The 11,597-nt window shown below is 71.0% G+C and carries 11 protein-coding genes and 1 pseudogene; 8 read left to right on the top strand and 4 right to left on the bottom strand.

The window, feature by feature from the left end; all coding sequences use genetic code 11:
- Positions 1–47: 47 nt before the first annotated feature.
- Both ACSNOK_RS23820 and ACSNOK_RS23825 read right to left on the bottom strand, forming a co-directional pair.
- Positions 48–1,463 (bottom strand): phosphocholine-specific phospholipase C, encoded by a 1,416-nt coding sequence (locus tag ACSNOK_RS23820; RefSeq protein WP_436782808.1) that lies wholly within the window; start codon positions 1,461–1,463, stop codon positions 48–50.
- Between the two features lie 240 nt (positions 1,464–1,703).
- A complete protein-coding gene (locus tag ACSNOK_RS23825) occupies positions 1,704–2,027 on the bottom strand; it encodes a PLD nuclease N-terminal domain-containing protein (RefSeq protein WP_436782799.1) in 324 nt (107 codons plus the stop codon).
- An 88-nt stretch (positions 2,028–2,115) separates the two neighbouring features.
- Between ACSNOK_RS23825 and ACSNOK_RS23830 the strand changes: the two genes are divergently transcribed.
- From ACSNOK_RS23830 to ACSNOK_RS23840, 3 genes are all read left to right on the top strand, one after another.
- Positions 2,116–3,573 carry a menaquinone biosynthesis decarboxylase gene (locus ACSNOK_RS23830; RefSeq protein ID WP_436782800.1) on the top strand — a complete coding sequence of 486 codons (1,458 nt, stop codon included), beginning with the start codon at positions 2,116–2,118 and terminating at the stop codon, positions 3,571–3,573.
- A gap of 43 nt (positions 3,574–3,616) precedes the next feature.
- A complete protein-coding gene (gene mqnP / locus ACSNOK_RS23835) occupies positions 3,617–4,522 on the top strand; it encodes a menaquinone biosynthesis prenyltransferase MqnP (RefSeq protein WP_436782801.1) in 906 nt (301 codons plus the stop codon).
- Positions 4,523–4,924: 402 nt separating this feature from the next.
- Positions 4,925–5,581, top strand: a complete 657-nt coding sequence (locus tag ACSNOK_RS23840) for a UbiX family flavin prenyltransferase (RefSeq protein ID WP_436782802.1) — start codon at positions 4,925–4,927, stop codon at positions 5,579–5,581.
- Here ACSNOK_RS23840 and ACSNOK_RS23845 read toward each other — a convergent pair.
- Positions 5,578–5,721, bottom strand: coding sequence for a hypothetical protein (locus ACSNOK_RS23845; RefSeq protein ID WP_436782803.1), 144 nt, complete (start codon positions 5,719–5,721; stop codon positions 5,578–5,580). The two genes, ACSNOK_RS23840 and ACSNOK_RS23845, sit on opposite strands and share 4 nt — an antisense overlap.
- A 129-nt stretch (positions 5,722–5,850) precedes the next feature.
- Between ACSNOK_RS23845 and ACSNOK_RS23850 the strand changes: the two genes are divergently transcribed.
- The 5 genes from ACSNOK_RS23850 (at position 5,851) to ACSNOK_RS23870 (ending at position 10,485) form a co-directional block, all read left to right on the top strand.
- Positions 5,851–6,306, top strand: coding sequence for an Lrp/AsnC family transcriptional regulator (locus tag ACSNOK_RS23850; RefSeq protein ID WP_171169923.1), 456 nt, complete (start codon positions 5,851–5,853; stop codon positions 6,304–6,306).
- A 103-nt stretch (positions 6,307–6,409) separates the two neighbouring features.
- Positions 6,410–7,573, top strand: coding sequence for an aminofutalosine synthase MqnE (gene mqnE / locus ACSNOK_RS23855; RefSeq protein ID WP_436782804.1), 1,164 nt, complete (start codon positions 6,410–6,412; stop codon positions 7,571–7,573).
- A 216-nt stretch (positions 7,574–7,789) separates the two neighbouring features.
- Positions 7,790–8,281, top strand: coding sequence for an N-acetyltransferase family protein (locus tag ACSNOK_RS23860; protein WP_436782805.1), 492 nt, complete (start codon positions 7,790–7,792; stop codon positions 8,279–8,281).
- A 66-nt stretch (positions 8,282–8,347) separates the two neighbouring features.
- Positions 8,348–8,635, top strand: a complete 288-nt coding sequence (locus ACSNOK_RS23865; protein WP_436782806.1) for a DUF4229 domain-containing protein — start codon at positions 8,348–8,350, stop codon at positions 8,633–8,635.
- A 485-nt stretch (positions 8,636–9,120) separates the two neighbouring features.
- The gene (locus ACSNOK_RS23870; protein ID WP_436782807.1) at positions 9,121–10,485 is read left to right on the top strand and encodes a dicarboxylate/amino acid:cation symporter; all 1,365 of its coding nucleotides are present in this window, start codon (positions 9,121–9,123) and stop codon (positions 10,483–10,485) included.
- Positions 10,486–10,813: 328 nt separating this feature from the next.
- Here the strand turns inward: ACSNOK_RS23870 and ACSNOK_RS23875 are convergent.
- Positions 10,814–11,597, bottom strand: a pseudogene (locus ACSNOK_RS23875) (hypothetical protein); the annotation flags it as partial.

Here is an 11,597-nt window from a genome sequence, read left to right on the forward strand (position 1 = left end):
CCCGCAGGGCGGCGGGGTCGGCCAGCATCGCCCCGCCCCGCGCCGCCTCAGCGGCGGGGCCGCGTCCCCTTCTCCTGCGCCGGGACCTGCTGCGTCGCCCCGGGCAGCGTCGGTTTCGGCAGGTGGGCGACCTCCCACTCGGCCTGCGCCAGTTCCTTCGCCGTGTCCTTCGGCAGCCCGGGGGCCCGTGGGGCGGGGGCATCGAAGCCGAAGGCCGAGGTGAGGTCGCCGAAGGCGCGCCGCCGCCAGGCGCTGATGTTGGGTTCCCGGACGCCCGTGAAGCGCTCCAGGAAGCGGAGGGCCGAGGTGTGGTCGAACGCCTCGCCCGCCACCCAGCCGCCCACCGTCCACGGTGACACGATCAGGCAGGGGACGCGGAAGCCGCCCCCGATGGGCAGTCCTTTGACGAACTCGTCCTTCGTGCCCTTCGGCGGGACCGGCGGCGGGACGTGGTCGAACAGGCCGTCGTTCTCGTCGTAATTGAGGATGAAGACGGTCTTCGCCCAGACCTTGGGGTTGTCCGCGATGGCCTCGATCTTCTTGGCGACGAAATCGGCGCCGGCGGCGGGCATGAAGTGCGGGTGCTCGGACTGCGGGCCGGTGGGGATGATCCACGACACGGCCGGCAGCCGGTCGTTGCGGGCGTCGTCCTCGAATGTCCCCTCGGGCTGCCGGCGCATCCCGCGCTCGTACAGCGGATCCCCGGGCTTCGCGTCGCGGAAGCGCTGGAACCACTCCAGCATGTTGCAGCCGTAGTTGTCCTGCTGCTGGTAGACCCGCCAGCTGACACCGGCCGCCTGGAGGCGCTCGGCGTAGGTGGTCCAGCGGTAGGGGGACGGCATCTTGTTGCTGATGACCGGGCCGCCCTTGGTGCCGCCGGGGTCGATGGTGCCCGTCATCCAGTAGAGGCGGTTGGGCCAGGTGGGGCCCAGGACCGAGCAGAAGTAGTTGTCGCAGATGGTGAACGACTCGGCGAGGGCGAACTGGAACGGGATGTCCTCGCGGGTGTGATAGCCCATCACGTACGGGCCGTTCTTGCCGTCCGCCTTGCGGTGCGCGGGCAGCCAGCGGTCCATCTTGCCGCCGTTCCACGCGTCGTGCTGCACCGACCAGGCGTGGCTGGTGGACGGGATGGCCTGGGCGCTGGTCTTCCGGGTGTCGAGGCGGAAGGGGAGCAGATAGCCCTTGGGGTTCTCGGCGTCCGGCTGGTGGAAGACGCTGCGGCCGGTGGAGAGCCGCAGGGCCTTGGGGTCGGCGAAGCCGCGGACGCCCTTGAGGGTGCCGAAGTAGTGGTCGAAGGAGCGGTTCTCCTGCATGAGCATGACCACGTGCTCGACGTCCGCCAGCGAACCGCGCCGGGGCGGCCCGGCCGCCGCCGCGCGCCGGACGCTGGGCGGCAGCAGCGAGAGCGCGGCGGCACCGGCCCCGGCCGCGGCGGAGCCGAGGAGTCTTCGTCTGCTCATCATCGCGGGCACTGCACCCTCCCTGAGGTCGCGTCAGGCCACAGTGTGGCCGTTGCGACTCTCCCGGCCCGGGAGTGCCGGGAACAGGGGCGGGCGGGTGAAATCCGCGGCAATCCGCCGTGAAGGAGAGGGAGTTGAGGGCTGCGAGAAGCCCGGAGTGTAGATCGTATTACCCGATCGGGGGATCGGTGGCTGGGCCGACGGGCGGACGCGGGGCCGCCGAACGGCGGCGCGCGCCGCTCAGCCCCGGTCCTCGCCCTCGCCGCGCGGCCGGCGGTCCTTGTCCAGGGACCGGAGGAACTCGGGGTTGTCGTCCGGCGCCACCCAGCCGCCGCCGGACCCGGCGCCACCACCGCGCCGGCCGCCCGGGCCCGCCGACGCCCGCGGCCGGCCCACGGCGAGCCAGGCGACCGGCCCGAGCAGCACTTCGCCGAAAAGCAGGATGATGATCACCCACGCGGTCTTCGGCAGCTTGCGGACCTCTTCTTCGGGCGTGTTCAGACAGTCGATGAACGCGTAGATCCACAGCGCCAGGACCAGCAGGAACGGCAGATACCTGAGCATTGGCCGAAGGCCCCCCGGAACGTGGCGGTGGGGCCGTCCCGCGGCCCCGTGACAAGCCCAGGGTAGTGCGTGCTCGATACTGGAACGCATGGCTTATGACGATCTCCGCTCGTTCCTCAGAGCGCTCGAACGCGACGGCGACCTCAAGCGCGTCAAGGCCGAAGTCGACCCCCACCTGGAAGTCGGGGAGATCGTCGACCGGGTGAACAAGGCCGGCGGCCCGGCGCTGCTCTTCGAGAACGTCAAGGGCTCGGCGATGCCGCTGGCGATGAACGTCTTCGGGACGGACCGGCGGCTGCTGAAGTCGCTCGGCCTGACGTCCTACGACGAGATCGGCGAGAAGATCGGCGGGCTGCTCAAGCCCGAGCTGCCGCAGGGCTTCGTCGGGATCCGCGAGGCGTTCGGCAAGCTCGGCGCGATGGCGCACGTGCCGCCGCGCAAGGTGAAGCCCGGGGACGCGCCGGTCCAGGAAGTGGTGCTGACCGGGGACGACGTCGACCTCGACGCGTTGCCCGCGCTCTTTACCTGGCCCGAGGACGGCGGCTCCTTCTTCAACCTGGGGCTCACCCACACCAAGGACCCCGAGACCGGCGTCCGCAACCTCGGCCTCTACCGGCTCCAGCGCCACGACAAGCGCACCATCGGGATGCACTGGCAGATCCACAAGGACAGCCGGAACCACTACCAGGTCGCCGCCCGGCGCGGCGAGCGGCTGCCGGTGGCCATCGCCTTCGGCTGCCCGCCCGCCGTGACGTACGCGTCCACCGCGCCGCTGCCGGCGGACATCGACGAGTACCTGTTCGCCGGCTTCGTGCAGGGCAAGCGGATCGACATGGTCGACTGCAAGACCGTCCCGCTCCAGGTGCCGGCCGCGGCCGAGGTGGTGCTGGAGGGCTGGCTGGAGCCGGGGGAGATGCTCCCGGAGGGTCCGTTCGGCGACCACACCGGCTTCTACACGCCGCAGGAGCCGTTCCCCGCGCTGACCATCGACTGCGTCACCATGCGGCGGCGCCCGCTGCTCCAGTCGATCGTCGTCGGCCGGCCGCCGACGGAGGACGGGCCGCTGGGGCGGGCGACGGAGCGTTTCTTCCTGCCCCTGCTCAAGATCATCATCCCGGACATCGTCGACTACCACCTGCCGGAGTCCGGCGGCTTCCACAACTGCGCGATCGTCTCGATCGACAAGAAGTACCCCAAGCACGCGCAGAAGGTCATGCACGCGGTCTGGGGCGCCCACATGATGTCGCTGACCAAGCTGATCATCGTGGTGGACTCCGACTGCGACGTCCACGACCTGCACGAGGTGTCCTGGCGCGCGCTCGGCAACGTCGACTACGCGCGCGACCTGACCGTCGTCGAGGGCCCGGTCGACCACCTCGACCACGCCTCGTACCAGCAGTTCTGGGGCGGCAAGGCGGGCATCGACGCCACCGCGAAGTGGCCGGAAGAGGGCTATACGCGGGACGGCGGCTGGCCGCGGATGGTGGAGTCGGATCCGGACGTCGCCGCTCGGGTGACGAAGCGCTGGAAGGAGTACGGGCTGTGATGTCTACGGCCGCCGACCGCGCGGACGACCGGGGGTGCGCCCGATGAGCGCCTCCGCCGCCGCCGTACCCCAGCCGGGGCGCACCAAGGCGTTCCTGCGGCTGGTGCTGATAGAGCACTCGGTCTTCGCGCTGCCCTTCGCGTACATCGCCTCTTTCACGGCGATGTACCAGGAGGACGGGCGGATCGACTGGTGGAAGCTGTTCCTGGTCACGGTGGCGATGGTCGGGCTGCGGACGTTCGCGATGGCCTGCAACCGGATCATCGACCGCGAGATCGACGCCCGGAACCCCCGGACCGCCAACCGCGAACTCGTCACCGGCGCGGTCTCCGTCCGCTCCGCCTGGACGGGAGCGCTGGTGGCCGTGGCCCTCTTCCTGGGCGCCGCGGGCCTGCTGAACATGCTGTGTCTGGCGCTGGCCCCGATCGCGGTGATCCCGATGGTGGTCTACCCGTACGGGAAACGGTTCACCGACTTCCCGCACGCGATCCTCGGCCTGGCGCAGGCCATGGGACCGGTCGGCGCGTGGCTCGCGGTGACGGGTTCGTGGTCGTGGGACGCGGTGATACTCGGCCTCGCGGTCGGCGTCTGGATCGGCGGTTTCGACCTGATCTTCGCCTGCCAGGACGTCGCCGCCGACCGCGCGCATGGCGTGAAATCGACCCCCGCCCGCTTCGGCATCCCGGCCGCGCTGTACGGCGCGCGCGCCTGCCACGTGATCACCACCGGGCTGCTGGCCTGGTACGGGGTGGCCACGCACGCCGGCGCGTTCTTCTGGACCGGCCTGGTGGTGGTCGTCGCGGCGTTCCTCTACGAGCACTCGATCGTCCGGCCGCACGACCTGTCCCGGCTGAACCGCGCCTTCTTCACGGTCAACGGGTTCATCGGCATTGCCCTGTTCGTGTGCGCGCTGCTGGATCTGGCGGTGCGGGGGCTGGGGGTCGGCTAGCCTCGCGCCGCCTGTGTGCGGAACGGGGGAGGGCCGGGGTGGCGGTGAGCGAGTTCGACCGTCTGCGGAGGAAGCTCGCGCGGATGGAGAGCCACCTCGAAGGCTGTGTGGGAGAGGTGTTCGACGGCTCCGTCGTGATCACTTCGCGCCGTCCGTTCTGCGGGGCGACCGGGCGGCGCGTCCGACGCGGGCTGGACGCCTCGCTGCCCGAGCGGTGGGCGGTGGTCGAGCGACGGTCACCATCGAGTCGTCCATCGGCCCCCTGAGCTTCGACACCTCCGGGCTGCCGGTCGATCCGGCCCGCTGACCCCGCCCGCCGGAGCCCTCCCACCCCGGCCGACTAGGCTCGGGGGCGTGGAGCCGTACGAACACGCAACGCGACGAGATGAGCGCCGGCCCTGGGTGGTCGGCGTTTCCGGTGCGTCCGGGACGCCGTACGCGGCGGCCGTGGTGCGCGGGCTGCTGACCGCCGGGGAGGACGTCGACCTGGTGGTCAGCCGGGCCTCGCGGCTGACGCTGCTGGACGAGACGGGAATCGCCTTCCGGGACGCGCACTGGCGGGACGACCTGCGCCAGTGGCTGGCGCGCGGGGCCGACGGGAAGCCGGATACGTACGCCGTGGGCGACGCCGAGCTGGCGCGGGTGCGCCACTGGCCGGCCGGCGACCTGGCGGCGGGGCCGTCGTCGGGCTCGTACCCGGTGAAGGGGATGCTGATCGTCCCGGCGAGCACGGCCTGTGTGGCGGGTGTGGCGCTGGGGCTGTCGAAGGACCTGTTGCAACGGGTCGCGAGCGTGACGCTCAAGGAGCGGCGGCCGTTGGTGGTGGCGGTGCGGGAGACGCCGCTGAGCGGTCAGACGCTGCGGCAGCTGGTGGCGCTCGACGAGGCGGGCGCGATCGTGCTGCCCGCCTCTCCGGCGTTCTACGCGGGGGCGACGCACATCCAGGATCTCGTGGACTTCGTCGCCGGGCGGGTACTGGACGCGGCAGGGGTGCCGCACCGGTACTACCGCAGGTGGACGGGGGAGCTCGGCGGAGGCCGTGCCCCGGAGGGGGGTTAGCGCTTCTTCGCGGCGCGCGCCGGACGGGCCCCGGCGGCGTCGGCGCGACGGGCGGCGGCGACGGACAGGTGGGCACGCGAGCGGTTGGCCAGGTCCTGCAGCTCGCGCATGCGGGCGTAGGCCATCTCGATCGTGTACACGGGGTTCACTCCTGAAGGATCGTTGGTGCCGTGAGCGTTCGGTGAAAGATTTTCGGGGCGTCAGCCCTTCAATGCCTTAGATTCTACATGCAAGACGGCAAGTTCGCTGATTATTGAAAGGTTCCAGCCATGGACGCGGTGGACAGGCAGCTCATCCAGGCCCTCCGGGAGAACGGGCGGGCCTCGTACGCGGAACTGGGCCGGCTCGTCGGCCTGTCCGGACCGAGCGTCACGGACCGGATCAACCGGCTGGAGGCGGCCGGTGTCATCACCGGCTACCGCGCGACCGTCAACGCCGCGTCCCTGGGCCTGGGCGTCACGGCGCTGATCGGCATCCAGCTGTCCGACGCCGCCGACCACGAGGACGTGGCGCAGCGGCTGCGGGACCTGGAGGAGATCGAGGACTGCTGGTTCATCGCGGGCGACGACTCGTACATGCTCAAGGTGCGCGTCGGCGACGTGGACGGCCTGGAGCGCACCATCCGCCGGCTCTCCGGGACCAAGGGCGTCAGCCGCACCCGCACCACGATCGTGCTCTCCACCAAGTGGGAGAACCGGGTGGGCGAGCTCCCCGAGGGCATCTGACGGCCCGAGGCCGTCTGACGGGCGTCATCGGCGGGGGAGTAGGCTCGACCGGGCCAGGCGGAGGAAACCGGAGACGCTCCGGACATACCAGAGAGGCGATCGCATGGACGCGGGACTCAAGCGCGAGCTGGAGCAGAAGGTGCGCGCCGGTGAGCGGCTGACCCGCGAGGACGGCATCGCCCTCTACGAGTCCGACGACCTGGCCTGGCTCGGCGGCCTGGCCCACGAGGTGCGGACGCGGAAGAACGGCGACACGGTCCTGTTCAACGTCAACCGGCACCTGAACATGACCAACGTGTGCACGGCCTCGTGCGCCTACTGCTCGTTCCAGCGCAAGCCGGGCGAGAAGGACGCGTACACGATGCGCATCGAGGAGGCCGTCCGCCTCGCCAAGGCGATGGAGAACGACCACCTCACCGAACTGCACATCGTCAACGGTCTGCACCCCACCCTGCCGTGGCGCTACTACCCGCGGTCGCTGAAGGCGCTCAAGGAGGCGCTGCCGCAGGTCTCCCTGAAGGCGTTCACCGCCACCGAGATCCACCACTTCGAGAAGATCTCCGGCATGCCGGCCTCCGAGATCCTCGACGAGCTGATCGACGCCGGCCTGGAGTCGCTGACCGGCGGCGGCGCGGAGATCTTCGACTGGGAGGTCCGGCAGCACATCGTCGACCACGAGACCCACTGGGAGGACTGGTCGCGCATCCACCGGCTCGCGCACGAGAAGGGCCTCAAGGGCCCGTGCACGATGCTCTACGGGCACATCGAGGAGCCGCGCCACCGCGTGGACCACGTGCTGCGGCTGCGCGAGCTCCAGGACGAGACCGGCGGCTTCCAGGTCTTCATCCCGCTGCGCTACCAGCACGACTTCGTGGACATGAAGGACGGCAAGATCCGCAACCGGCTCCAGGCGCGGACCTCCATGGCCACCGGCGCCGAGGCGCTGAAGACCTTCGCGGTCTCCCGGCTGCTCTTCGACAACGTCCCGCACGTCAAGGTCTTCTGGGTGATGCACGGTCTCCAGACCGCGCAGCTCGCCCTCCAGCACGGCGCCGACGACATGGACGGCTCGGTCGTCGAGTACAAGATCACGCACGACGCGGACAACTACGGCACGCCGAACAAGCTGACGCGTGACGACCTGCTGGAGCTGATCCGCGACGCGGGCTTCCGCCCGGCGGAGCGGAACACGCGGTACGAGGTCATCCGGGAGTACGACGGCCCGGACCCGGCGCGGCGCGAGGAGCCGCAGCCGATGCGGGTCTGATCTCCGGCTCGTGGGCGGCGGGGTTCCGGAGGGTCCGGAGTTCCGGCGTGTCCGGGGTTCCGGAGTCCCGGAGTTTCGGAGTTTCGGTGAGCCCCGGTGAGACATTGACGAGCCCCGGTGAGGTACGCGCCTCACCGGGGCTTTTTCTCTTGCCCGGACGTGGGGCGTAATGCTTGCATCGGGGTTATGTCTCTTACCTTCGTTCGTGATCCGCAGGTGACCCCCGAGCTCCGCGAGGAGTTCGTCCGGCTCTGGTACGACGTCTCCCGGGCCGGCGGCTCCGTCGGGTTCCTGCCCTCGGTGACCGAGGAGGAGGTGCGGGCGGCGAGCGAGACGCAGTTCGGGCGGGTGACGGCCGGCGAGCACCGGATGCTCGGCGCGTACGGCACCGACGGGCGGCTGGCCGGCACCGCGTTCCTCCGGCTCCACACCGACTTCAAGATGCGGCACTGGGCCATGGTCGTGCTGGTGATGCTCGACCCCGCGCTCCAGGGCGGCGGTCACGGGATCCGGCTGATGGAGGAGACGATCGCGATGGCGCGCGCGGCCGGGCTGGAGGCGCTGCGGCTGGAGGTGCGCGGGGGGATGGGGCTGGAGAGCTTCTACGCCCGTACCGGGTTCAAGGAGGTCGGCCGGGTCCCGGGCGGGCTGCGGCTGGGCGCGGACGACTACCGCGACGACGTCATGATGTGGCGCCCTCTGGATTGATCCACTCCACCTCGTGCTTGACTGGTAGGGACCCTTTCGGCTGCCGTTGAGAAGAAGGTCCGTCCCGTGAGTAGCCAGAAGTACGCCTCGCTCCGTTACACCGCTCTGCGATTCGGCTTGCTCGTCGCCTCCTTCGCCGTCGTGTGGGTGCTCTGCTCCCTGCACGCCATCCCGTTCGGGGCGAACGGCTCCAACCTCGTGTGGATGATTCTGCTGGCCCTGATCATCTCGGCGCCGCTGAGCTGGGTGCTGCTGCGCAAGCAGCGGGACGCCATGGCGATGCAGGTGGCCGAGCGCGTCGAGCGGACGCGGGAGCGGCTCCAGGCCAACGCGGGCCAGGAGGACCGGGCGTAGGGACGGACGCGGACCGGACGAGGATCGGACGTGGACCCGAGCCCGTACCCGGATATGGGACGGACGCGGATCGGGCTTACCGGTCATCCGGTGCGCAACGTCGCATCCGTCCGCCAAGGGTAGTTTTCGTCACATCGCGCCGCCGTCCCGTCGCCGAGCGACCGCTCGGTGATGGGGCGCGCGGCGCTTTTTCGTGCCCTGAGACGGACGGAACCCAAAGATTCCCTTTGGGTTCCTCAAAGTTCCAGTGTTAACGTGTCGACATGAAGACAGCAGCAGCGCACCGAATCCCCACGGGCCCCCGGCTCGTGGCGCGCCTGCACGTCGATCTTTGCCGCTGTCTGTCCGCGGCCTGTCGCCGCCGCTGATCACCGTCATCCCGATCACCGCACGCTGATCACCCGACGCGGCCGGAGATCCCGTACGTACGGACCTCCCGGCGCCTCGCGCCCCTTCTCCACCCCCGTCTGTCCCCGGAGTTTCCGTTGTCATCGACGCCTTCTTCGCCCGCGACCCCGCCCAACGGGGTGCGCGCCGCCCTCGGCCGCATACCCAAGGTGCCCTTCTGGGCGCAGATCCTGCTCGGTCTCGTCCTCGGCGCCCTGCTCGGCTGGGCGGCCCGCAGCGGCGACATCGGCTGGCTCCAGACCACGCTCGACAAGATCGGTGAGATCTTCGTCCAGCTGCTCATGGTCGTGGTGGCCCCGCTGGTCTTCTTCGCCATCCTGGTCTCGATCACCAACCTGCGGAACGTCTCGAACGCCGCCCGGCTGGCGTCCCGGACCCTCCTCTGGTTCATGATCACGTCGCTGATCGCCGTCTCCATCGGCCTCGCGATCGGCCTGCTCACGGACCCCGGCTCCGGCACCGGCCTCACCGCCGCCGACGGCGGCGACCCGAAGAAGAAGGGCTCCTGGCTCGACTTCCTCACCGGCATCGTCCCGACCGACGTCGTCACGCCGTTCACCCAGCTGAACGTGCTCCAGATCGTCTTCATGGCCGCCGTCGCCGGCATCGCCGTCCTCCAGGTCGGCGAGAAGGCGCGCCCGCTGCTCACCCTGAGCGAGTCCGTCCTGGAGCTCCTCCAGAAGGTGCTGTGGTGGGTCATCCGGCTCGCCCCGCTGGGCAGCCTCGGCCTCGTCGGCAAGGCCATCCACAAGTACGGCTGGGACCTGATCGGCAAGTACGCGACCTTCACCGCGGACATCTACGTCGGCTGCGCCATCGTCCTCTTCGGCGTCTACCCGCTGCTGCTCGCGACGGTCGCCAAGGTCAACCCGCTCCAGTTCTTCAAGGGCGCCTGGCCCGCGATCCAGCTCGCCTTCGTCTCCCGCTCCTCCGTCGGCACCATGCCGCTCACCCAGCGGGTCACCGAGCGGCTGGGCGTGCCGAAGGAGTACACCTCGTTCGCCGTGCCGTTCGGCTCCACGACGAAGATGGACGGCTGCGCCTCCATCTACCCGGCCATCGCCGCCATCTTCGTGGCCCAGGTCTTCGACGTGCCGCTGGAGCTGCGCGACTACCTGCTGATCGCCTTCGTCTCGGTCATCGGCTCGGCCGCGACCGCCGGTCTGACCGGCGCCACGGTGATGCTCACCCTGACCCTGTCGACGCTGGGCCTGCCGATGGCGGGCGTGGGCCTGCTGCTCGCGATCGACCCGATCGTCGACATGATCCGCACCGCCACCAACGTGGCCGGCCAGTCCGTCGTCCCGATCATCGTCGCGTCCCGCGAGGGCATCCTCGACCGCGAGGCGTACGCGACGGCCGACGGCTCCAAGCTGGAGGACGAGCCGGTGCGGGAGCGGCAGCGCGACCGCGAGCAGGAGCCGGTGCTGAGCGCGGCGTGAGGCCGCGGGTTCCCGGCCGGGGGGTGCGCCGCGCGGACGAGCGCGGGGCGCCGGCCGCCCGGACCGCCGGCGGACTGTGAAGGACGGGAGACACCGGGCCTCGGAGAACGAGGCCGGGGTCTCCCGTCGTGTTCGCCGGGCGACACGCTGTCGGGGAACCGCCGCTGCTCTGCCGTTCTGCTGCCGTTGTGCTGCGGTGCTGTCGCCCGGTCTGGCGCGAAGGGTGCGGGCCGTGCCTCTCCGGCGGGTGGGGTCCGCCCCCGTCGGCGTCAGCCGGCCGCGGCCGCCCCGAGGGCTCCGGCCCCTCGTCGCCCGGCGCAGCCGGTCCTCACCACTCGACCAGAATGGCGCCGTTCGCGCCGCGCCGGCCCGCGGTGCCCGCGTGTCCGTCCGACCCGCGATGGCCGTCGGCGGGCGGAACCTTGTTCACCCTGGCGTCACCGCCCCGGCCACCCTGGCCGCCGTGGCCCCCACTGCCGCCCGCGCCGCCCATGCCGCCGCGGCCGTACGGCTTGCCGTGCGGACCGGGAGCACCGGTGCCGCCCGCGCCGCCCTTGCCGCCCCAGAAGGCGACGCCACCGTTCCCTTCGGGGTCGGCCGTGGATCCCCAGTGGCCCTCCCCGCCGGGACGTCCGCCGGTACCGGTCGCGCCCTGGACGGACTCCAGCATGCTGCCCTTGCAGGCCGGCTGCTTCTCGCGGTCTCCGGTTCCGGCCGGCCCGGCCTGGCCGGGAGCGGAGGCGGGGGCGCCTTCGCCGGGTGCGCCGTTGCCCGTGTCGCCGTTGGTGCCGCCTTCGCCGCCGCGGCCGGCCTCGCCGGGTGTTCCGTTGCCGCCGGACGCGCCGCCCGGTGCGTAGACCAAGGGTTCCTCCCTCAGACCGATGGAGACGAGAGAGGCCTTCGGGTCGTAACCGTGGTTCGGCGGTTCGCCGCCGCGCTTGCCCGAACCGCCGTTGGTGCCGCCGCCGAACAACGTGGCACCGGCCCGGCCGGCGCCGCCGCCGCTGCCGGCCTTCCCGGCTTCGTTGGCCGCCTGGCCCTTCGCGACGACCAGGAAGACGGTTTTGGGCACGTCCAGGGAGCACTTGACGAACGCCCCACCACCCCCGCCG

It is taken from the genome of Streptomyces sp. URMC 126 (genome assembly GCF_051386555.1).
GTDB lineage: Bacteria > Actinomycetota > Actinomycetes > Streptomycetales > Streptomycetaceae > Streptomyces.

Excerpts from the sequence above, each read along its gene's own strand:
- ACSNOK_RS23820 (WP_436782808.1), bottom strand. The coding sequence starts at position 1,463 with ATGAGCAGACGAAGACTCCTCGGCTCCGCCGCGGCCGGGGCCGGTGCC.
- ACSNOK_RS23825 (WP_436782799.1), bottom strand. The coding sequence starts at position 2,027 with ATGCTCAGGTATCTGCCGTTCCTGCTGGTCCTGGCGCTGTGGATCTAC.
- ACSNOK_RS23830 (WP_436782800.1), top strand. The coding sequence starts at position 2,116 with ATGGCTTATGACGATCTCCGCTCGTTCCTCAGAGCGCTCGAACGCGAC.
- mqnP (WP_436782801.1), top strand. The coding sequence starts at position 3,617 with ATGAGCGCCTCCGCCGCCGCCGTACCCCAGCCGGGGCGCACCAAGGCG.
- ACSNOK_RS23850 (WP_171169923.1), top strand. The coding sequence starts at position 5,851 with ATGGACGCGGTGGACAGGCAGCTCATCCAGGCCCTCCGGGAGAACGGG.
- mqnE (WP_436782804.1), top strand. The coding sequence starts at position 6,410 with ATGGACGCGGGACTCAAGCGCGAGCTGGAGCAGAAGGTGCGCGCCGGT.